The sequence below is a fragment of the Kitasatospora sp. NPDC018619 genome, assembly GCF_044391605.1.
Lineage (GTDB): Bacteria > Actinomycetota > Actinomycetes > Streptomycetales > Streptomycetaceae > Kitasatospora.
Genome location: NZ_JBISAI010000001.1, coordinates 137863 through 159304, shown reverse-complemented (window position 1 = coordinate 159304; position 21442 = coordinate 137863). Strand labels below are relative to the sequence as shown.

At 75.8% G+C, this 21442-nt stretch carries 19 protein-coding genes; 6 read left to right on the top strand and 13 right to left on the bottom strand.

Annotated features, from left to right (window positions below; translation table 11 throughout):
• Positions 1-135: 135 nt before the first annotated feature.
• The 6 genes from ACH5AR_RS00510 to ACH5AR_RS00485 form a co-directional block, all read right to left on the bottom strand.
• Positions 136-606, bottom strand: a complete 471-nt coding sequence (locus tag ACH5AR_RS00510) for a DIP1984 family protein (RefSeq protein ID WP_396299133.1) — start codon at positions 604-606, stop codon at positions 136-138.
• A 561-nt stretch (positions 607-1167) separates the two neighbouring features.
• Positions 1168-1689, bottom strand: coding sequence for a hypothetical protein (locus tag ACH5AR_RS00505; protein WP_396299132.1), 522 nt, complete (start codon positions 1687-1689; stop codon positions 1168-1170).
• Complete coding sequence (locus ACH5AR_RS00500; protein WP_396299131.1) at positions 1686-2171, bottom strand: hypothetical protein; 486 nt, start codon at positions 2169-2171, stop codon at positions 1686-1688. Before ACH5AR_RS00500 ends, ACH5AR_RS00505 begins: the two co-directional genes overlap by 4 nt.
• 112 nt (positions 2172-2283) lie before the next feature.
• Positions 2284-2544 carry a hypothetical protein gene (locus tag ACH5AR_RS00495; RefSeq protein ID WP_396299130.1) on the bottom strand — a complete coding sequence of 87 codons (261 nt, stop codon included), beginning with the start codon at positions 2542-2544 and terminating at the stop codon, positions 2284-2286.
• A gap of 126 nt (positions 2545-2670) precedes the next feature.
• Positions 2671-3438 (bottom strand): leucyl/phenylalanyl-tRNA--protein transferase, encoded by a 768-nt coding sequence (locus tag ACH5AR_RS00490; RefSeq protein ID WP_396299129.1) that lies wholly within the window; start codon positions 3436-3438, stop codon positions 2671-2673.
• Entirely contained in the window at positions 3435-6881 is a 3447-nt protein-coding gene (locus ACH5AR_RS00485; protein WP_396299128.1) for an amino acid adenylation domain-containing protein, read from the bottom strand. Before ACH5AR_RS00485 ends, ACH5AR_RS00490 begins: the two co-directional genes overlap by 4 nt.
• 229 nt (positions 6882-7110) lie before the next feature.
• Between ACH5AR_RS00485 and ACH5AR_RS00480 the strand changes: the two genes are divergently transcribed.
• Positions 7111-10344, top strand: coding sequence for a putative bifunctional diguanylate cyclase/phosphodiesterase (locus ACH5AR_RS00480; protein WP_396299127.1), 3234 nt, complete (start codon positions 7111-7113; stop codon positions 10342-10344).
• 9 nt (positions 10345-10353) lie between these two features.
• Here the strand turns inward: ACH5AR_RS00480 and ACH5AR_RS00475 are convergent, their stop codons facing one another.
• Together ACH5AR_RS00475 and ACH5AR_RS00470 are read right to left on the bottom strand one after the other, a co-directional pair.
• Complete coding sequence (locus ACH5AR_RS00475) at positions 10354-10587, bottom strand: hypothetical protein (RefSeq protein WP_396299126.1); 234 nt, start codon at positions 10585-10587, stop codon at positions 10354-10356.
• Between the two features lie 115 nt (positions 10588-10702).
• Positions 10703-11131, bottom strand: coding sequence for a CocE/NonD family hydrolase C-terminal non-catalytic domain-containing protein (locus ACH5AR_RS00470; protein WP_396299125.1), 429 nt, complete (start codon positions 11129-11131; stop codon positions 10703-10705).
• Positions 11132-11298: 167 nt separating this feature from the next.
• On the opposite strand from ACH5AR_RS00470, the gene ACH5AR_RS00465 reads away from it, so the two are divergent.
• Both ACH5AR_RS00465 and ACH5AR_RS00460 read left to right on the top strand, forming a co-directional pair.
• Complete coding sequence (locus ACH5AR_RS00465) at positions 11299-12417, top strand: DUF3592 domain-containing protein (protein WP_396299124.1); 1119 nt, start codon at positions 11299-11301, stop codon at positions 12415-12417.
• Positions 12414-13292, top strand: a complete 879-nt coding sequence (locus tag ACH5AR_RS00460) for a DUF3592 domain-containing protein (RefSeq protein ID WP_396299123.1) — start codon at positions 12414-12416, stop codon at positions 13290-13292. The genes ACH5AR_RS00465 and ACH5AR_RS00460 overlap by 4 nt, the downstream gene beginning before the upstream one ends.
• Before the next feature lie 22 nt (positions 13293-13314).
• Here ACH5AR_RS00460 and ACH5AR_RS00455 read toward each other — a convergent pair whose 3' ends face one another.
• Positions 13315-13698 (bottom strand): VOC family protein, encoded by a 384-nt coding sequence (locus ACH5AR_RS00455; protein WP_396299122.1) that lies wholly within the window; start codon positions 13696-13698, stop codon positions 13315-13317.
• Positions 13699-13932: 234 nt separating this feature from the next.
• On the opposite strand from ACH5AR_RS00455, the gene ACH5AR_RS00450 reads away from it, so the two are divergent.
• On the top strand, positions 13933-14754 hold the full coding sequence (locus ACH5AR_RS00450; RefSeq protein WP_396299121.1) for a methyltransferase domain-containing protein: 822 nt from the start codon (positions 13933-13935) through the stop codon (positions 14752-14754).
• Positions 14755-14806: 52 nt separating this feature from the next.
• Here the strand turns inward: ACH5AR_RS00450 and ACH5AR_RS00445 are convergent, their stop codons facing one another.
• Positions 14807-15073, bottom strand: coding sequence for a hypothetical protein (locus ACH5AR_RS00445; RefSeq protein ID WP_396299120.1), 267 nt, complete (start codon positions 15071-15073; stop codon positions 14807-14809).
• A 247-nt stretch (positions 15074-15320) separates the two neighbouring features.
• Between ACH5AR_RS00445 and ACH5AR_RS00440 the strand changes: the two genes are divergently transcribed.
• Together ACH5AR_RS00440 and ACH5AR_RS00435 are read left to right on the top strand one after the other, a co-directional pair.
• A complete protein-coding gene (locus ACH5AR_RS00440; protein WP_396299119.1) occupies positions 15321-16289 on the top strand; it encodes a phosphatidylinositol-specific phospholipase C in 969 nt (322 codons plus the stop codon).
• A gap of 122 nt (positions 16290-16411) precedes the next feature.
• Complete coding sequence (locus tag ACH5AR_RS00435) at positions 16412-17686, top strand: acetylhydrolase (RefSeq protein ID WP_396299118.1); 1275 nt, start codon at positions 16412-16414, stop codon at positions 17684-17686.
• 88 nt (positions 17687-17774) lie between these two features.
• Here ACH5AR_RS00435 and ACH5AR_RS00430 read toward each other — a convergent pair whose 3' ends face one another.
• The 3 genes from ACH5AR_RS00430 to ACH5AR_RS00420 form a co-directional block, all read right to left on the bottom strand.
• Entirely contained in the window at positions 17775-17948 is a 174-nt protein-coding gene (locus ACH5AR_RS00430; RefSeq protein ID WP_396299117.1) for a hypothetical protein, read from the bottom strand.
• 466 nt (positions 17949-18414) lie between these two features.
• A complete protein-coding gene (locus ACH5AR_RS00425) occupies positions 18415-19182 on the bottom strand; it encodes a hypothetical protein (protein WP_396299116.1) in 768 nt (255 codons plus the stop codon).
• 186 nt (positions 19183-19368) lie between these two features.
• Positions 19369-21414 carry an FAD-dependent oxidoreductase gene (locus ACH5AR_RS00420; protein ID WP_396299115.1) on the bottom strand — a complete coding sequence of 682 codons (2046 nt, stop codon included), beginning with the start codon at positions 21412-21414 and terminating at the stop codon, positions 19369-19371.
• Between the last annotated feature and the right edge of the window lie 28 nt (positions 21415-21442).

Below are 21442 nucleotides of genomic sequence, written 5' to 3'. Positions count from 1 at the left end.
GCGCTGTCGATGGGGAGTCGAACCCCGACGTTGCTCTTCACGTGCCAGGAGTGGGCCGGAAAACCGCCGGCCCTCGGTGTGTGCACGCCTCCGAGGCAGCTACCTGCTCCACGTCGTCGCCACCGGCCGGGCCGGTCAGTCCATCAGGTCGACCTCCCAGTTGGTGCGCTGGATCCGCACGTCGACCTCGCGGATCTCCCGGGCGAGCGCGTCGGCCCGCCCGCGCAGCTCCGCGACCGGGAGCGCGGCGAGCATCACCAGCTCGGAGCGCAGCTGCCGGCCGTACGACCGCTCGCCCTTGCCCGCCGCGGCGTCCGCGGCCGCGGTGACCACGGAGTGGCGCAGCCGCAGGACGTCCCGGCGCGCGAGGGCGTCGGTGAGCGTGCCGTCGGGCCCCATGTCCACGGTCGCGTTGGTCCGGTTGATCCGCCGGATCAGCGTCTCCAGCGTGTCCAGCGCCTCGTCGGCCTCGGCCAGCAGCAGTGCCGCGTCCTCGGCGGGCGCCTCCCCCTCCTGGTAGCGCGCGCTGCTGGTGACGCGCTCCCGCAGCTGTTCCACCCGGCGCGTCGCCGCCGCGCGTTCCGCCAGTGCCTCGGCAAGCTTCACCGTCTCGACCTCCTCCGCCGTGATCTCGCCGAGTATCGGGTACCGCCAGGGCCGTGCGCACCCGGTTTACGGAGCCGACCGCTCCGGCCCCCGCAGGAGGGACGCACCCGCCGGCCTGCCGGAACGGGCCTCGGTGGGCGCGGGGAGGGCCCGGGAAGGGCCCGGGGAGGGCCCGGGGAGGACGCCTCCCCCTCCCGGCCGGGGCGGCGGGCCGCCGGGTGGCGCCCGGCCTGATCGACGAGACGCCCCCGGGCGGTGCCCGGTCCCCGGTCCGGACGGCGCCCGGGGCTCCGTCCTGGTGGCCGCCCTGCCCGCCGGGGGGGCGGCGGCTACGTGGTCTTCGACGGCGGTGCGGACGACGGCCCGGCGGCCCCGGGCGTCTCGGTGCCGGACCGGATCCTGCTCGGCGCCGGGAAGGACGACGCCTCCGCCGACGGCGCCCGGCCCGCCGCCTCCGGTCCGGTCCCCTGGCCCCGAAGGACGCACCGCAGGCACGCGCCGCAGACACGCGCCGCAGGCACCCGCCGCCGAACTCGTGCCGGGCCGGCAGGCGCAGTGCGGTCAGGCCGGCCGCTCGCCCGGGAGCCGGTCCGGGTCGACGGGCCGCGGGAGCACGCGCGAGCCGGCGGCGGGGCGGTCGGCGCGGCGCAGTACGAAGACCACCGGCAGGGCGATCAGGCTGGGGCCGGCGAGCAGGCCGGCCAGCCACTGGCGGCCGTCGAGTCCGACGAGCACCGAGCCGGCGAGCATCCCGGCGGCGAGCACGAACCCGGCCACCAGGCCGCCGAGGTAGAGCTGGTGGGCCCGCTGGTCCCTGCGATCCTGGGCAGCGATCCGGGCCCGCTCGGTCGTGTACTCCTCCCGCATCCGGGCCACGTCGAGGCTCGACGCCGACAGCGCCCGGTCGCGTTCCAGCGCCGCCTGGTGGCGTTCCCGGGCGCTCTCCCGCGCGTGCTCGCGCTGGAGCTCCAGTTCGAGGTGCTCCAGGGCCGCCCGCAGGTGCTCGGGCGGGAGCCGGGCCCACTGGATGGCGATCTCCAGGGCCGTCGGACGGCGGGTGCGGCTCTCCTCGGGGGTGGTCACCGGTCGTCACCTCGGGGTGCGGGGGCGGCTTGGTCGGAGCTGCGGGCGGCGCCGGGCGGCGGGCCGAGGCGCAGGAAGAGGCGGTCCAGTCCGGCGGCGACGGTCTCGGCGGCCGCCGGGGTCAGCGGGTCCTCGGCGTAGTCGAGCAGCGGCCGGTGCCGGGACGCGAGGCGGGGCGGCAGCGGGGGCGCGGCGTCCAGCTCGTAGACGGAGGCGCCCCGGCCGGTCGGGTACCCCGGGCTGCCGCCCGCCGGCCCCACGGCCTGGCCGAGTCCGACGAACTCCGCCGCGCCGTCGGGAGCCGCCGACGGGGCGGGAGTACCCACCGGGAACCCCCTCACCCGGGTCCGCGGCCCCGGCACCAGCACCGCCACCACCGCGAGCCCGGCCGCCGCCCCGCCCAGCAGGTACGCCGCGACCACCCAGCCGGTCGCCCTGAAGAGCGCCGCCACCGCGCCCGCCGACAGGACCAGCACCCCCACGGCTCCCACGGTCCGCCTGATGCCCCTCACCTCCTCCGGCCCGATCCGAGCCTACCGACGGCGGGGCCCCTCGGCCGGAATTCCGGTCAACGGAGCCGGTTCTGGCGCCACGTCAGTCGCGGACGGCCGGCGGCGAGGGCAGCGCCGCCGAGCCCGCGAGCAGCGGCCGCTCCCGGTGGAAGGGCGGCAGCGGGAGCTTGCCCTCGACGACCGGGGTGCCGAACACCTTCAGGCGGGCGAGCAGCGAGCCGTTCAGGTCGACACCGCCGACCAGCGACCGACTCCCTCGCGCCTGCGGCGGGTTGCCGGAGGAGTCGGCCGCCAGCGAGCCCTCGGCCCGGGCCCGCAGGGAGGGGGCGACGGTGGCCTCCACGCCGACGTGCCGTACAGCCCGAGGCTGATCCCGGCACCGAGCGCGGTCCGGACGCCCGCCGTGCCGGAGAGCCACAGGTATCCGAAAGAGCCCGTCAGGTCAGGTTCAGCCGCAGGTCAGAGGCGGTCAGCCCAACCGTGCCGCAGGCAGTGGCGCCCCCTGCGGCACGACGGCCGCGCCCCGGCCCTCCGACAGCACCGCGAGGTACCGGGAGCGCTCCACCGGCCCGGCCCCGAGGCTCCGCACGTGCGGTCCGTCCCACTGGGCGTCCAGCAGCCGCCCGCCCGCCGCCGCGAACCGCGCCCCGAGGTCCGCGACGGCGACCCGCGCGGCGTCCGGGCGGCGGTGGAACATCGAGTCCAGGCTCAGCACCGGCCCGACCGCGATCCCGAACACCCCGCCGATCAGCTCCTCCCCCTCCCATACCTCCCCGCTGTGTGCCGCCCCCAGCTCGTGCAGCCGTACCAGGGAAGCTGCCAACTCCTCGGTGAGCCAGACGGGTTGACGGCCCTCGGCGCAGGCCGCCAGCACCCGCCCGAAGGCGCGGTCCGCACTCGTCCACCACCCGGAGCGGTTGCGCAGCCGCCGCGCCAGCCGGCTCCCGAGCCGGACGCCGCCGGCCGCGACCACCGGCCGGGGGTCGGGCGACCACCACGCCAGCGCGTACGGGTCCGGCCCGCCCGGCAGCAGCGCCACCTCGCCTGCCGCCACGGCGTCCCCGTACACCGCCTCGTTGTACGCGCTCGCGTACACGTCCGCCGCCGGCAGCGGGAACAGCCCGCGCCGGTACGCCGCCAGCAGCGCTTCGGGCCCGAGCGAGCCCCCGAAGGCCACCGGGCCGTCACCGGGCCCGTGCCGCACGTCCAGCGCGCCCAGCGCTTCCGGCAGGCTCACCGGGGCGCCGCCCGCAGGAAGCCCTCCCGCTCCAGGCCCGCCAGGTAGTGGTCGATCAACCCGGCGTCCACCGGCGGCAGTTCGATCCCGCTCCCGGCCAGCGCCGCGTCCGCGTTCGTCCGCTCGAACAGCGGGAACGTCGGCCTGAAGTACATCTCGCTGACCGACAGCTCGGTACCCGGCGCGCGGTCCACGAACAGCGGGACGAACGGCGCGACCGGGTGCGTCGGGTGCCCGGCCGCGAACCGGACCAGCCCCCGCACCCAGTCGCCGTACGGGACCCGGGCGATCCGGTGGCCGCGCGCCCGCAGCCGCTCGGCGAGGTCGGCGAGGACGCCCGGCCCCGGGGAGGTGAGGTGGTAGACCTCGCCGGCGGCGGGCGCGTGGGCGGCGATGTGGGCGACGGCACGGGCGAAGCGGTCGGCGGGCACGAAGTCGAGCAGCAGCCGCACGTCCGGGCAGGTCCCGCTGTCGGCGAGGTAGGCGATCAGCGCGCACAGTTCGGTGCCGGTGTTCATCACCCCGTCCCCGAGGTCCCCGGTGACGTCGTTGGTGCGCAGCACGGTGACCGGCAGCCCGGCGGCGGCCGCGTTGTGCAGCAGCTGCTCGGCGACCCACTTGCTCTCCACGTAGCCGACGCCGAGCCGCTCCGGGTGGGCGAGCGGGGTCCGCTCGGTGACCTTCGGGACACCGACCGCGCCGAAGCCGGCCAGCACCGCGAGGGTGGAGAGGTAGTGCACGGGGATGCCCCGGCTGTGCCCGGCGAGCCGGACCACCTCCCGGGTGCCACCGACGTTGGCCTGCCGCACCTGGTGGTACGGGTAGAGGAAGTTGACCTGCCCGCCGAGGTGGTGGACGGCGTCCAGGCGCCCCGCCAGCCAGTCGTACTGACGGTCCGTCAGCCCGAGTCGCGGCCGGGTGAGGTCGCCGACCAGCGGCACCACCCGGGGGTCGGCGAGGTCGTGCCGCAGGAAGCGCTGCTGCGCCGCCCGCAGCCGCTCCAGCGCGTGCTCCTCGTCGGGTGCCCGGACCAGGCAGTGGATGCGCGCCCGGGTGGTGGCGAGCAGCGCCCGCAGCAGGTGGGCACCGCAGAAGCCGGTGGCGCCGGTGAGCAGGATCTCGGCCGGGTCGGCGCGGGAGGGCGCCGGGCTCCAGGACTGCCGGAGCTCCTCGGTGAGCCGGGCCTCCGCGAACCAGTCGACGGCGGCCTCCGGGACGGCGCCGACGGTACCGGTGCTGCCGCCGGTGGTGCCCGCGGGGGCCTCGCCGCGGGCCGCCCGCAGGGCCGCCGCGAAGGGCCGCAGGACGGGCTCGCGCAGCAGGGCCCGGGTGAGCGCCCGCACCTGCCCGACGTCGATGCCGAGCGTGATCCGGGCCCGCGCCAGCATCTCCATCGCGAGCAGCGAGGTGCCGCCGAGGGCGAAGAAGTCGTCGTCGGGGCCGACGTGTTCGACACCGAGCAGTTCCGCCCACAGCTGCCCGACCGCCGCCTCCACCGCATCCGCCCGGGCCGGACCGGGCACGGCGGCGGGGGCCTCGGCGGCCGTCGCGGCGGCAGACGGCGGCGCCGACGGCACGGTGCGCACCGGCGCGTGCGGCAGCCGCCGCCGGTCGATCTTCCCCGCCGCCGTGAGCGGCATCTCCTCCAGCGGCACGAACGCCGCCGGCACCAGGTACTCCGGCAGCCGTTCGGCCAGGAACGCCCGGAGCCCGCGCGCCCCGGCGGGCGCCCCGGCGGCGGGCGTGTAGTACGCGGTGAGCGTGCGGCTGCCGTCCGCCGCCTCGCCGTCCGCCGCGACCCGGGCCTGCCGGACGTCGGGGTGCTCGGCCAGGACGGCCTCGACCTCCGCCGGGTCCACCCGGTGCCCGCGCACCTTCACCTGGTCGTCGAAGCGCCCGAGGATCTCCAGTTGCCCGTCCGCGCGCCACCGCCCGGCGTCGCCGGTGCGGTACATCCGCTCGCCGGGCAGCGGGGCGTACGGGTCGGGCAGGAAGGACTCGGCGGTGAGCCCGGGCTGCCGCCAGTAGCCGCGGGCCAAACCGGGCCCGCCGAGGTGGATCTGCCCCTTCTCGCCGGGGCGGACGGGGCGCAGCCGGGCATCCAGCACGTGCACCCGCACGCCGGGCAGCGGCCGCCCGATCGGCACCGGCGCGGCGGTGAGGCCCCCGCCTCCCCCGATTCCGCCTCCGCTTCCCCCCACTCCCCCGCCCCCGCCTCCGCTCCCGAGCAGCTCCGCGGTGACCTCGCAGAGCGTCGAGGTGACGGCCGCCTCGGTGACCCCGTACGCGTTCAGCAGCCGGGCGCCGGGCAGCCGCTCCAGGCAGCGGCGGCAGTCGGCCGCGTGCACGGCGTCCCCGCCGACCACCACCAGCCGCGGCCCCCGGGGGCCGGGCCCGCCGGGCGGGAGCAGGTCGAGCAGGTGGTGCCAGTAGGCGGGGGTGAAGTCGGCGACGGCCAGGCCCAGCCCGGGCAGCCGGCCGGCCAGCTCGGTGGGCGCCCAGGTGCCGCCCGTGCTCCCGCCGCCGCCCAGGACCACCGTCGCGCCGGCCAGCAGTGCGCCGAACACCTGCTCCAGCGCCGTGTCCGAGCCCAGCGCGGCCAGTTGCAGCACGCGTTCGCCCGGGCGCAGCCGGTAGGCGTGGATGATCCGGTCGAGGGTGAACAGCAGGGCACGGTGGGCGACCGGGACGCCCTTGGGGCGGCCGGTCGTCCCGGAGGTGTAGATCAGGTAGGCGAGGTCGTCGGGGGTGGCGCCGTCCTCGTGCGGCACCTCCCCGGCCTCCGGGGTCCCCGCAGGGTCCTGCCCGTCACTGCGGCCCCCCCTCGGCCCGAGCACCGACACGGCCGCCCGGAGCTCCGCCGGGAACCCGTCACCGTCCGCGACCACGACCCGCGCCTCGCAGTCCTCCACCAGCCCGGCCAGTCGTCGCCGCGGGTGGGCCGGGTCCAGCGGCAGGAAGGCGCCGCCGGCCTTGAGCACGGCGAGCCAGGCGGTCACCAGCCCGGCCCCGCGGTCGAGGCAGACCGGCACCACCTGCTCCGGCCCGGTGCCGCGGGCGCGCAGCGCGGCAGCCAACCGGTCGCTGCGCAGATCGAGTTCGCGGTAGCTCAGGGTGGCGTCCTCGGCGACGACGGCGACCGCCTCCGGGTCGTGCGCCGCCCGCGCGCGGAACAACCCGTGCACCGTGTCGGCGAATCCGGCCGCCGCCCCCCGGACGGGCGTGCCGCCGGGCAGCCCCAGTTCGGCGGGGCGCCACTCCCGCTCCACCCGGGCGCGGCACTCGGCCCGCGGGGCCGGGCCGTGGACCTGCCGCCACCCGGCCGGGACGGTCAGGTCCCCGGGCCAGATCGCGTACTGACCGTTGTCGTTGCGGACCACGGCGTGACGGTCGGAACCCGCATCCGTTCGTACGCCCTGTGCGCTGTCTACTGCGTCGTCCACCGGCTTGACCTCGTGCTGTGGCGGCAGAATGCTGGGGAGTGCGACATTTCCGACTATACGCACTCCCGTCCCGTCGAGGCCGTCCGGTCGCACCCCCACCGGGCGCCTCACTGCTGCGCGGAAGCGCACACCCGCCCCACCGGGCCGACCCTCCCGCCAGGCCCGGCCAGTCCTCACCCGAACTCCCCCGCCCGACCGGCGGGGTGGTGTCGCGGAGGAGGTAGCCTCGTTGACTCGCCGGCGCCAACACCTGATGGTCTGTTACCTGCTCTGGATGGTGCTGTTCACCGGCATCTACTACGCGAACCCCGGCCAGCGGATCATCTGGTGGACGGGCATCGGCCTCGGTGGCGTCGCCGCCATCGTGGTCGGCGTCCGGCTCAACCGCCCCGCGCACGCGAGGTACTGGTACGTGCTGGCGCTGGCCAACCTCAGCTTCACGGTGGGCGAGGTGGTGCAGGCCGTCCAGCTGGACATCCTGCACCTGCCCAACCCCTTCCCGTCCGTCGCGGACGGCTTCTACCTCGCCGAGTACGTGCTGTACGCGGTCGGCGTGCTGGGCTTCATCCGCTGGCGCACGGCCCGTCAGGACCGGGCCGGGCTGCTGGACGCGCTCATCCCCACCATGGGGCTGGCCCTGCTCGCCTGGATCTACCTGATCCTCCCGTACGCCCGCAACCCGGACCTCGACTGGTTCCAGAAGGCCGTCTCGATCGCCTACCCGCTCGGCGACGTCGTCGTGCTCGCCCTGCTGCTGCGGCTGCTGACCCCGCGCGGCGGCAGCTCCCGCGCGCTGCGGCTGCTCGCCGTCGGCTCGCTCGGCATCATGGTCTCCGACGTGCTGTACGGGCTGATCCAGCTGCACGGCACCTGGCACATCGGCACCCCGGTGGAGCTCGGCTGGGCCGCCTTCTACACCGCCTGGGGCGCTGCGGCGCTGCACCCGTCGATGGTCGAGCTGACCCGGCCGGTGCCCACCCAGCAGCCCGACCTGAGCACGGCCCGGCTGGTGCTGCTCACCCTCGCCTCGCTGATCGCCCCGGCGATCCTGATCATCGAGTCGCTGGCCGGCAACACCAGCAACGCGGGGGTGATCGGCGCCTTCTCCGCGGTGCTCTACCTGCTGGTGCTGGCCCGGCTGGCGGTGGTCGTCTCGGCCCGCCGGCAGGCCGTGGCCCGGGAGCGGGCGCTGCGCGAGGCGGGCGCCCGGCTGACGGCGGCCGTCACCGTGGAGGAGGTCGCGGACGCCGTCCAGGCGGCCGCCTCGGCGCTGATGCCGGCCGAGTCCGGGCACGTCGCCCTGCTCGCGGTGACGGAGGACGGCGTGCTGCACGTGCGGCACGCCGGGCGCGGGACGGCCCGACGGCTGCCGGGCGACGCCGTCCCGTCCGGCCAGGTGCTCGACCTCGCCACCGCCCGGGAGACCCTGCTGCTGCCGGTGGCCGCCCTCGGCCTGGCCGCCCACGGACCGGACGCGGCCGCGGGGCCGGGCGCGACCGCTGGGCCGGGCGCGGAACGGGCCGGCGCCGAGCGCCCCGAGGGCGAGCGGCGCTCCGGCCTCGGCGGCATGCCGCACGCCCTGGTCTGCCCGCTCACCCTCGCCGAGCGCCCCTCCGGCGACCCGCTGATCGGCGCACTCGTCGTCACCGGCACCGAGCACGAGCTGACCAGCCTCTGGAGCTCGCTGGAGATCCTCGCCGCCCAGGCGGCCCTCGCCGTCGAGCGGGTGGTGCTGAGCCGGGAGGTCACCCGCCGCAACAGCGAGCTGTACTTCCGCACCCTGGTGCAGAACTCCAGCGACGTCATCCTGATGCTCGACGCCGACGACGGCGTGCGCTACGCCTCCCCCTCCGCCGCCTCGGTGCTCGGCCGCCCGGACCTGGCCGGCACCCTGCTGACCGACCTCGTCCCGCCCGAGGACAGCCGGGAGGTCGGCAAGGCGCTGGCCCGGATGCGCGAGGCGGCCGACGAGCTCCGGGGGGAGCAGCCGCGCGAGCACTGGCGGCTGCTGCGCCAGGACCGCACCCCGATCGAGGCCGAGGTCCGCTTCAACGACCTGCGCGCGGACCCGACCGTCGGCGCCCTGGTGCTCACCCTGCGCGACGTGACCGAGCAGCGGCAGATGGAGCGCGAGCTGACCCACCGGGCCTTCCACGACTCGCTGACCGGGCTGGCCAACCGGGTGCTGTTCCTGGACCGGGTCGGGCACGCGCTGTCCCGGGGCGAGCGCAGCGGCGCCGTCACCGGGGTGCTCTTCATCGACCTGGACGACTTCAAGGTGGTCAACGACACCCAGGGCCACGCGGTCGGCGACGAACTGCTGGTCGCCGTCTCGCTGCGGATCGCCACCGCGCTGCGCGCCTCGGACACCGCGGCCCGGCTCGGCGGGGACGAGTTCGCCGTCCTGGTGGAGGACGCGCGCCGGCCCGCCGACGTGGACACCATCGCGGCCGCGGTGCTGGCCGTGTTCGCCGAGCCGTTCCAGCTCGCCTCGGGTGCGGTGCGGGTGACGGCCAGCATCGGCGTGGCGACCACCGAGGACAGCGTGGACGCGACCGAGCTGCTCGCCCACGCCGACCTCGCGCTCTACTCCGCCAAGGCGGCCGGCCGCCGCCAGTGGCGCCACTACCGGCCGGCCCTGCAGACCGGCATGGTGGAGCGGCACGAGCTCAACGAGCACCTCGACTCGGCGATCGCGGAATCGGCCTTCCAGCTGTACTACCAGCCGATCGTCGACCTGCGCTCGGGCGACCTGGTCGCCTTCGAGGCGCTGGTCCGCTGGCCGCACGACCGGCGCGGCATGGTGCTGCCGGACGAGTTCATCGCCCTCGCCGAGGAGAGCGGCCAGATCGTCCCGCTCGGCGCCTGGGTGCTGGAGCGGGCCGCCCAGGAGGTCGCCGCCTGGCAGGCCGCGAGCTCGACGGCCCGGACGGCGGCCGGCCGGCCGCCGCTGCGGGTCAACGTCAACGTCTCCGCCCGCCAGTTCCGCGACGCCGGCTTCGTGGACGTCGTCCGCCGGGCGCTGGCCACCACCGGCATCGACCCGCACACCCTGGTCCTGGAGCTCACCGAGTCGGTGCTGATGCGCCGCGACGAGCGCGTCCACGCCGACATGGCCACCCTGTCCGGCCTCGGCGTCGGCATCGCCATCGACGACTTCGGCACCGGCTACTCCTCGCTGTCGTACCTGCGCGAGTTCCCGATCTCCCTGCTCAAGATCGACAAGTCCTTCATCGACGGCCTCGGCCACTCGCCCCAGCAGTACGCTCTGGTCGAGGGCATCACCCGGATCGCGCAGACCCTGGGCGTCCAGGTCATCGCCGAGGGCATCGAGCACCCCGAGCAGCGCGACCTGCTCGCCGCCATGGGCTGCCCGTTCGGCCAGGGGTACCTGTTCGCCCACCCGATGGACTCCCCCCGGGCGCGCGCCCTGGTGAGCGGGACCTCCTACGAACCCGCCTGAGCGCCCCGGCTACTCCTCGCGCAGGGCGTGCGACAGCACCGTGAGCAGCGCCAGCGTCGGCAACGCGTGCCCCGCCTCGACGGCCCGGACGTCCGCCTCCGGCAGGGCCGCGCGGGCCGCGAGGTCGGGCAGGGTGAGGCCCAGGGCCAGGCGGCGGGCCCGCACGGCACGGGCCAGCGCGTCGGCGGGGTCGCCGTCCGGGTGGGCGGGGAAGTCCTCGATCAGGGGGCGCGCCAGATCCACCGGAGTCTCCTCGTCGGCCTGCGGGGCGCACAGTCTGGCACGCGTCCGGCTCCGGACGCCCCCAAGCGGGGGTCAAGCTTCCTTGACCTCCGCTTGGGGGCGCACACCCCCGCCCTCAGCCCAGCGGCAGCTCCAGGACCGACTCCTTCCCACCCGGCGAGCCGACGGTGGTGGTACCGCTCCCGGTGGCGTAGGAGTACAGCCGGTCACGGCTGTTGACGACCACGGCGAGGCGGTGGCCGTCCGCCAGGTCGTACGCGGCGGGCTGGAGCTTCCAGCCCACGGTGACGTCCTGCCCCGGGGCCAGGTCCAGCACGGTGTACGGCTCGTGGGTGATGATCCGCGCGTCGCCGTCCGGGCCCACGTCGAACAGGTACGCGACCAGGGTGGCGGCCTCCTCGGTGCTGCGCACCGTCAGCCGGAGCGAGGCGGCGCCCCGGATGCGGCGGGCCACCCCGTCGCCGCCGGTCAGCGGGGCGGTCGACCAGACCAGCAGGTTCTCCCGCTCGAAGTCGCCCAGGACGTACCTCCGGGGGCCGGCCAAGCGTAGCCGCGGGCCGTCCGTCCTCCCGAGCCGATTGCAGCCGCGGGCAACCGAGTTGGGACCGGCTGCCCCCGGCCGGGGCCGTCGTCCGCCGTGAAGTGGCCGGCCTCCCGTCGATGTCGGCGTTCGGCCTACCGCCGTCACACCGACCCGGCACAATCACCGGTATGACGATCACCACCGGTGCCCGGCCCCGGCGCGCCCCTCCGGTCGCCCTCGCCCTCGGGTTCCTGACGGGCGCCGTGGCGGGGGGAGCGCTCGCCGCGGTCGTCGTCGGCGTCGTCGTCCGGAACGCGCCCCTGTGCGTCGCCGGGATCGCCCTCCCCTTCGCCTACGGCCTGCTGCTGCACCTCGCCGGCCTGCCGCGGCGCGCCCGGGAGGCGGCGCTCGTGCCGAGGACGGCACTCGCGGTGATCGAGAGCCTGGACGTCCCCGAGAACGGGATGACCGACCGGCCGGTGCGGTTCGACCTCACCGTCGCACCGCAGGACGGGCCCGCGTTCCGGGTCGAGTTCACCCAGGACGTCCACGTCGCCGACCTCCCCGACTACCGGCCGGGCGGCACCCTGGTCGTGCGGTACCCGCCGGACCGCCCGGCGGAGGTGAGGATCGTGAAGCGGCCGACCCCGGAGTGGGAGGAGCGGGCGGCCGGCGCGCGGCTCGACTCGGCGCCCGAGTCGACCAGGGTGGGCGAACCGCCCGCCGGTCGCGCCGTCGGCTTCCTCGGGGGCGTCGGCCTGCTGCTCGCCGCGGCGGGGGTGGTCCTGCTGTTCCGCGCGGACCTGGCCCAGCGGGACGCCGCCGAGCCGCCCTCCTCGTCCTCGTCCTCGTCCTCGTCGACCAGGGTGGTGACGGGAGGCTCCGGCAGCGTCGAGCTCGGCCCCGGCCGCTCGTTCCTCAGCGAGGGCGAACTGCGCTCCGGCATCGACTCGGTGACCCAGCACGGCGAGCGGACCACGGCGACCGACCTCGTCGTACAGGACCGCCTGCTGCTGGTGACCTTCGCCCCGGACGACGCCCCGGACGGAGCGTTCCCGCTGTCGACTCTGCCCTACGAGCGCTTCCCCGCCCTGGTCGAGGACGCGCGGAGCAGCCTCGGCGTCCACCGCCCGCAGGCCTGGAACATCACCGTCTCCCGGCTCGGCGGGGCCGTCACCGTCACGGTCGCCGTGAGCGGGCCCGAGGGCTCCGCCCTCCTGCTGGCGGACGACCGGGGCCGGGTGCTGGGGCGCACCCCGGCGCTCCCCGGCACGCCGACCACCGAACGGGCGGGGGACGGCCGATGAGCTGGAGCTGGCACGGAGTTCTGGTCCTGTGGTGCGGGGTGTTCGGCGCCTTGGCGGTGCTCGGGTACGGCCTGTCGCTCGCGGGCCTGACCAGGGCGCAGCGCACGGTCCGCGTGCTGGGGCGGATCGAGCGGGTGGACCCACCGCGGGACGGTGGCTCCGAGAAGGACGGGATCGGGGTGCTCGTCCGCTTCCGGGAGCCGTCCGGCGGCGAGGAGTTCGTCGTCACCAACGACGGCGAGTGCGGCGACGCGATCACCGCGGCCTGGGTGGGCCGGGAGGTCGGGATCCGCTACCCGCCCGGCAGGCCGCACGCGTTCCGGTTCACCGACGACGTCCGGGCGGGCCGGCGCGGGCTCGGCCGGCCGACCCTCTGGGTGTTCCTGGTCTACTGCGGCCTCGTCGCCCTCGCGGCGGTCGACTGGTCCTGGCCGTGGGCGCTGGTCGGAGCGGCCGCGCCGGTGGCCCTGCCGACCGCGTTCCACCTGCCCGGGACCAGGCGGCGAATCAGGGCCCGCCTCGCCGAGCTGTCGGCGATGACGGCGGTACCGGGCCGTGTCGTGGCCGTCCTGAAGACCGTCGAGACCGACGCGGACGGCGACGTCCGCGCCACCCGGCGGCCCGTCGTCGCCTTCACCACCCGCACCGGCACGGCCGTCACCGCCCTCTACCCCGTGAATCTGCCGAACGAGGCCGTCCGGTACGGGCAGGAGCTGACGGTCCACTACTCCCCCGGGGACCCGAGCGACTTCACCCCGGACCTCGCGGCCACCCGCGCAGCCGTCCCGGGCGACTTCGGCTGCGCGATCGCGGCGCTCGTCGTCATGACGGGCACGGCGGTCGCGGGCGGGGTGCTGCTGTGGCTCCAGCGGTGACGCGCCGACCGGACGGCCGCCGTCAGGGGTGCGCGGCGGCCCGGTCGGACTCGCTGCGCAGGACGCAGAACTCGTTGCCCTCCGGGTCCGAAAGGACGGCCCAACCAGTCCCGTCCGGTTGCCGGTGATCGCCGACGAGGGTGGCGCCGAGGGCGACCAGCCGCTCCACCTCCGCGTCGCGCGAGGTCTCCGGCCGCAGGCACAGGTGCACCCGGTTCTTGACCGTCTTCGGCTCGGGCACCTCGTTGAAGTACAGCACCAGGCCGCCCGTGAGCAGCACCTGCGTCTCCCGGTCGCCCCGCCGGCAGTCGGCCTCCAGCGGGCGGCCGGTCACCGCGCTCCAGAACCGCGCCAGCCCGTAGGCGTCCGCGCAGTCGATCGCCACGTTCTGCACCACTGAGACCATGCGGGTGAGTCTTCCCGATCTCCGGCCCGCTCGCCACCGGCGTGCGGGCGGGCCGGCCGCCCGGAGTGGGACCTCGGCCGGGCCGGCGTCCCGCTCCCCGGGTGCGCATCACCCGGCCGGCGTGGTGACCGGCCCGGGCCCGACGCCCTCCCGATCCCGCCGACCGCGGTGGGGCGGCAGCCGATCGCCCGTCATTCCGTCCTGTGGTGCCCATTCCGTCCTAGGGTGTCCGCCATGACCGACCCGCGCCCCACCTCGGCCTTCCACGCCGCCAACGCCGACCCGGCCACCACCGACCGGCTGGTCGCCGCGCTGGACGCCCAGGCCGCCGTCCCGGGTGTACGGCGGCTGCGCGCGTGGGCGCACGCCCGACTCGGCGCACGCCCCGGGGAGCAGGCGCTGGACGTCGGCGCCGGTACCGGTTCGGAGACCCAGGTGCTCGCGGCGGCGGTCGGAGGGCAGGGCCGAGCCGTCGGTATCGAACCCCACCCCGGGCTGCGCGCCGTCGCCGAGCAGCGCGCCGCCGACGCCGGCAGCCGGGCCCGCTTCCTGGACGGCGACGCGCTCGCCCTGCCCCTGCCCGACGGCGGGTTCGACGTGGTGTGGTGCGAGCGCGTCCTCCAGCACCTCACCGATCCGGCGGCGGCCGTCGCCGAGACGGCCCGTGTGCTGCGCCCGGGCGGCCGGATCGCGCTGCTGGACACCGACTGGTCCACCTTCGTGCTCCACCCGGTCGCCCCCGAGGTCCGCCCTGCGCTGGCCACCGTCGTCCGGGGCACGGCCGCCACCCCGGACGCCGGACGCAACCTCGCGGGCTGGCTGGTCGCGGCCGGGCTGTCCGTCGACCACCTCGGCGCCGACGTCCTCCTGCACGACTCCCACGCGGTCAGCCTCCCGGTGGTCCGCGGTCTCGGCGCGGCGGCCGTCGGCCGGGGCCTGATCACCGAGGAGCAGCGCGACCGGCTCTACGCCGACCTCGCCGAGGCCGCCGGGCAGGGGACGTTCCACCTGGCGGTCACGGTCTTCGCCGCGATCGCCCACCGGCCGGCGCACTGACGGACGGCCCACCGACCGACGGGGCAACCGGGCACGGCGGTCCGGCGCGGGCTCAGAGCCGGTGCAGCGCCGCCTCGCAGAGCCGGCACCGCTGCTGCTCCAGCTCCGGCGGGTACCACGGCTCGCCCGGGCGGGCGGGGCGGTAGTGGGCGTGCTCCATGGGGGCGGTGTCCAGCCCGCAGAGGGTTCGCGCCTGCGGGTCCTCCGGGACGTCCGGATCCTGGCCGGCGGCGTGCACCGCGACCACGCCCGGCCCGACGCCCTCGGCGCCGAGGGCCTGGTCCGGGCCCAGTTCGAAGAGGACGACGATCGAAGCCACGGTCCCACCGTGCTGGGCGGCGGCCGCCCCCGCATTTCGATCTTCACCCGGCCGGGGCCTCCCGGCCCCGGGATCGTCACGTCGTGCACCTGCCAAAAGAGGGGCCGGATGCTCCAAGATGACACCGCACCCCCCCGAACGACCGACGCACCGACCGAAGCACCGACCGGCCCGAACGACCGAAGGACCGACCGCACGACCGCACGACCCACACCGGACGACCGGACGAACCCCGAGGAGCCGCACCATGGGCATCGCACGTCGTGACCTTCTCACGTGGGGCGCGGGAGCAGGCGCCGCCGCGCTCACCGCCGGCCTCCCTCTGCCCCGCACCGCCCTCGCAGCCACCGCAGCCACCGCAGCCACCACCCCGCGCGGCCTGCCGACCGACAGCTGGATGGCCCGCCTCGACGGCGGCCTGTCCCTGCTCGACCTCACCGTCCCCGGCACCCACGACTCCTGCTGCCAGAACCCCGCCTACGGCACCGAGTGGTCCCACACCCAGAACTGGGGCCTGCCCCAGCAGTTGGCCGAGGGCGTCCGCTTCCTCGACATCCGCTGCAACGGCCTCCAGGGCGCGCCCGACGAGCTCGGGATCTACCACTCCGACGCCTACCAGCACATCCGCCTCCAGGACGTGCTCGACCAGTGCCGGGCCTTCCTCCGCTCACAGCCCGGCGAGACCGTCCTGATGCGCCTGCGCAACGAGCGCTCCGGCGGCCAGTCGCTGGACGACGCCGAGTTCATGCGGCGGGTCAACCACTACCTCGACGGGCTGGGCTACCGCGGCCTGTTCCACCTCTACGGGTGGCCGACCCTCGCGACCGCCCGGGGAAAGGTCGTCCTGATCGCCGACTTCGCCAACCCGTGGGGACTGATCGACTGGTCCAGCGGCGAGAACGGCTACTTCGACACCCAGGACCTCTGGCAGACCGGCGGCCTCGACCCCCTCGGCACGAAGGGGCAGCGCATCGTCGCCCAGTTCGACGAGGCCTTCGCCAACCCGTCCTACCCGAAGATGTTCGTCAACTTCCTCTCCTACGCCGGTGGTTACTGGCCCAAGACCAGCTCGCAGTCCCTGATGGACCGCACGGTCTACCCGTACCTGAGCGCCCGCACCCAGCAGCGCGCCCGGTTCGGCATCGTGCCGATGGACTTCCCCGACTTCCACGTCAACGTGCTGCAGATGCTGATCGACAAGAACGTCGTCCCGTAGGACGGCCCGAGCCCGCCTCCGCATCGGCCCGGGGATGTAAACCCACGGACCGATGCGGGGTGACGGTTGATCAATCCACGGACCGATGCCCGCCGTACACCCCGCGTGACAGCGTTCCGCACATGGACACCACGCCACCGGGCACCCCGTCTCCGGGCAGCACCCGGACCGCCCGTCCCACCGGACCGACCCGCCGCCGCATGCTGGGCTCCGCGCTCGCGCTCGGCGCCGTCGCGCCGCTGGGCCTCGCCCGCGCCGCCTCGGCCACCCCCGTTCCCGCCCCCTCCACCGTCGGCACCCCGACGGCCGCCCCCGCACGGCTCACCCTGCCCGCGCCCACCGGCCCCTTCCCGGTGGGCATGGTGCCCCTGCACCTGCGCGACGAGTCCCGGCTCGACCCGAACGCCCGGCCCGGGCGGTTCCGCGAGCTGATGGCCACCGTCTGGTACCCGGCCCGCACCGCCGACGCCGACGCGTACCCGCTGGCCCCCTGGATGACGGAGGGCGCCCTGAGGGCGTTCCTCGACGACGCCGGCTTCCCGCTGCCCCCCGCGCTCGGCCCGCTCACCGCCGGCCACCAGGGCGCACCCGTCCACCGGGCCGGCCGGCCCCTGCCCGTCGTCCTCTACTCGCACGGCGCGGGCAGCCACCGCGGCGACCACACCATCGTCTGCCAGGAGCTGGCCAGCCACGGCTTCGCCGTCGTCACCGTCGACCACACCCACGACGGCGTCACGGAGTTCCCGGACGGGACGGTCGTCACCCGCGACGGCGTCGCCCCGGGCCTCTACCCCCGGGACTACGCCGCCGACCTGCTCTTCCTGCTCGACCAGGTCGTCGGCCTCGCCAACGGCCGCAACCCGGACGTCGACGGCCGCACCCTGCCGGCCGGCCTGCTCGGCGGCCTGGACGCCCGGAACATCGGCGCCTTCGGCTGGTCCAAGGGGGGCACCGCCGTCGGCCTCGCCATGGCCGCCGACCAGCGCATCCGCGCCGGGCTCACGCTGGACGGGCGGATGGAGTCGAACCCCGCCGTCACCGCCGACATCGACCGTCCGTTCATGATGATGACCGCCGTCTACACCCGGGCCGCCAGCCCGTACGTCGAGGCCTTCTGGGGCCACCTGCGCGGCTGGCGCCTCGACGTCCAGGCCACCGGCGCCGTGCACTCCTCGTACGGCGACAACATGACGCTGGTCCCCCAGGCGGGCCGGCTGCTCGGCCTGACCGAGCAGCAGATCCGGTCCCAGGTCGGCACCCTCGACCCCGACCGCGGCGTCCTCGTCCAACAGGCCTACCCGCGCGCCTTCTTCGACCTCCACCTGCGCGGCCGCCACTGCGGCGACCTGCTCGACGGCCCCTCCGCCGCCTTCCCCGAGGTCGTCTACCACCCGTAGCGGCCCACCCGTACGGCGGGCGGCCCCCACGGGGGTGCGGCCGCCCGCCCCTGCCCTCACACGTCCCGACGCTCATCCGACCGTCCGATCAGCACCGCACCGGATCGGCGACCTTCTCCATGTCGAGCGTCACCCGGTCCTCGGCCGGCTCACCGCCCCGCCGGACCACCACCCGGTACTCGCCCTGGAGGCCTCGCGGCGCCACCACCGTGTAGACGGTGCGGGGCACGCCCTCGACGTCGAGCGAGTACACCTTCCGCACCGGAAGGCTCCGCCCGGCACGTGAGCCGATCGACGGTCTCCCCGCTGGACACCAGCCGGGCCGACCACTGCCCCTCGTACAGGCCGGCACCGGTGAAGGTTCCGACCCCGGGGTCGGGCCGACACGCTGTACTCGAAGTCACTCGGGCGCGCGAAGTCGTCCGAGGCAACGTCCGTCCCCGCTGCACCGAGGATCACCGAGTTGGGTTGCGCTTCCGGAGCGCCCGCGTTCGCCGCTCGGGGCTTCTCATCCGTCTTCGGGTGCCCGGTGCCAGGAAGGCCTGATCCACCGTCAACTTACGGGTTCTCCGGTCGGGTTGTGCATGACCCGGCTTCGTGCGGTTGCCCACCGCGTCGCAGGTGCAGTCCCGCCAGTTCGCGCGCTTCCGCCCGACGAGCTGCGGCCCCCCGTCGAACGCTCCGTGCGTTCGGCGGGGGGCCACGGTGCCGGGGCGGCGGGCGGGGCGTCAGACGTGCTGGCCCGTCGGGGTGGCGGGGGTGGCGGCGGTGGTGCTGCCGGCCTTGGCGCCGAGGGTGCGCTCGACCTTGGCGACGGCGGTGCGGTACTGCATGGCGGCGGTCTGGGCGGAGGTGCCCTGGCGCTCGAAGTAGCCGAAGGCCATGGCCGTGTTGCCGAAGCGTTCGATGCCGACGTAGCCGTTGAGCTGGACGCCGGCCAGGGTGCCGTCGAGGTGGACGGCGGGGGCGTCCTTGCGGTCGCCGAGGGTGATCGGGGTGACGGTGAAGGTCACCTGGTCGCCGTTGCCGCCGTTGAAGGTGATGCTGTGGCAGGTCTTCAGGGCGTCGGCGGCGGTGTTGTAGTCGGCGGTCAGCCGGTCGGGCGCCTCGGCCGCGAGGGCCTGGGTGACCATCGGGTTGTCGTTCGGGCCGTCGAGCGCCACCGCGGCCTGCGGGACCTGCCGGCCGGTCTGGGTGGCGTGCATGTTGATCAGCGCGCTGAGCGCGGCGCAGCCGGTCACCGGGGACGGGTTCTCGCCGGGGCTGGGGCTCTGCGTCACCGGCGTCGCGGTGTAGCCGGGGCCGAGGTCGGCCGCGGTCAGCAGGGCCGACTGCAGTTGGTCGGAGGTGGGCAGGTCCTGGGTGGACGGGCCGGCCCCCGGGGCCGCGGCGGACGCCGGCAGGGTCGCCGGGCCCAGGGCCACCGCCACGGCGGCGGCCGCGGCGGCGAGGACGTGGACGGGCCTGGGACGGGAGATGAGCCTGGGAGAGGACATACGGGACCCCCGGTCGGGAGTTCGGGGAAGGGACGAGGCCACCAGTGTCCCACCGGGCGGCGGGGGCGGCGCGCGGACGGGGGTTCCCGCAGGTCAGGCGCCGCTTCGCCGGGCGGACGGCGGGCCGACGGCGCCCCGGCGCGTACCGGGAGCACCGGGGGCCGCCGACCGGCGCCGGCGGTGGGCTCAGAGCGCGGCGGCCAGCTCGGTGCCCTGCTTGATGGCGCGCTTGGCGTCCAGTTCGGCGGCCACGTCGGCGCCGCCGATCAGGTGCACCGCCAGGCCGCGCTCGCGCAGCGCCTCGTACAGCTCGCGGCGCGGCTCCTGGCCGGTGCAGAGCACGACGGTGTCCACCGGCAGCAGTCGGGGCTCGCCGTCCACCGTGAGGTGCAGGCCGGCGTCGTCGATCCGCTCGTAGGTGACGCCGGGGACCATCGCCACGCCGCGGTGCTTGAGCTCGGTGCGGTGGATCCAGCCGGTGGTCTTGCCGAGGCCGGCGCCGACCTTGCCGGCTTTGCGCTGGAGCAGGTGGACGCTGCGCGGGGGCTTCGGCCGCTGCGGGGCGCGCAGGCCGCCGCGCTCGCGGTACTCCGGATCGATGCCCCACCGCGCCTGGAAGGCCCACGGGTCGAGGGCGGCCTCGTCGCCCGGGTCGGTGAGGAAGGCGGCCACGTCGAAGCCGATGCCGCCCGCGCCGAGGATGGCGACCCGCTCGCCGACCGGCGCGCCGTCGCGCAGCACGTCGAGGTAGCCGAGCACGCTGGGGTGGTCGACTCCCTGGATGTCGGCGGGAGTTCGCGGCGTGACGCCGGTGGCGAGGACGATCTCGTCGTGGCCCTGCTCGGCCAGCTGCTCGGCGGTGACGGTGCTGCCGAGCCGCAGCGTCACCCCCGTCTCGGCCAGCCGGGTGCGGAAGTAGCGCAGCGTCTCGCCGAACTCCTCCTTGCCGGGGATGCGCCGGGCGGTGTTCAGCTGCCCGCCGATCTCCTGCGCCGCGTCGTACAGGGTGACGTCGTGGCCGCGCTCGGCGGCGGAGACGGCGCAGGCGAGGCCGGCCGGGCCCGCCCCGACGACGCCGATCCGCTTGCGCACCCTGGTCGGGCCGAGGACGAGCTCGGTCTCGTGGCACGCGTGCGGGTTGACCAGGCAGGAGGTGATCCGGAGGTTGAAGGTGTGGTCGAGGCAGGCCTGGTTGCAGCCGATGCAGGTGTTGATGGCCTCGGCGCGGCCGGCCGCCGCCTTGGCGACGAAGTCGGGGTCGGCGAGCAGCGGGCGGGCCATCGAGACCAGGTCGGCGCTGCCCTCGGCGAGCAGCCGCTCGGCGGTCTCGGGGGTGTTGATGCGGTTGGTGGTGACGAGCGGGATGCCGACCTCGCCCATCACCTTCTTCGTCACCCAGGCGAAGGCGCCGCGCGGCACCGAGGTGGCGATGGTCGGGATGCGGGCCTCGTGCCAGCCGATGCCGCTGTTGATGATGGTCGCCCCGGCGGCCTCGACGGCCCGGGCGAGCTGCACGACCTCGTCGAGGGTGGAGCCGCCGGGCACCAGGTCGAGCATGGACAGCCGGTAGACGATGATGAAGTCCTCGCCGACCCGTTCGCGGACCCGGCGGACGATCTCCACCGGGAAGCGCATCCGCCGCTCGTACGGGCCGCCCCACTCGTCCTCGCGGTGGTTGGTCGCGGCGACGACGAACTCGTTGACCAGGTAGCCCTCGGAGCCCATGATCTCGACGCCGTCGTACCCGGCGCGGCGGGCGAGGGCGGCGCAGCGGGTGAAGTCCTCGACGGTCTGCTCGACCTGCTCGGCGGTGAGCGCACGGGGCGTGAAGGGGCTGATCGGGGCCTGGAGCGCACTGGGGGCGACCAGGTCGCGGTGGTAGGCGTAGCGGCCGAAGTGCAGGATCTGCAGGGCGATCCGGCCGCCGGCGGCGTGCACCGCGTCGGTGACCACGCGGTGCCGGTCGGCCTCCTCCTCGGTGGTCAGCATCGCGCCGCCCTCCCAGGGGCGCCCGGCCTCGTTGGGGGCGATGCCGCCGGTGACGATCAGGCCGACGCCGCCGCGGGCGCGCTCGGCGTAGAAGGCGGCCATCCGCTCGAAGCCGCCGGGGGCCTCCTCCAGGCCGACGTGCATCGAGCCCATGATCACGCGGTTGGGGAGGGTGGTGAAGCCGAGGTCGAGCGGGCTGAGCAGGTGCGGGTAGCGGCTGCGGCCGGGGCGGGCGGCGCTCATCGACGTCTCCTGGGGCGCGGGCGGGGCG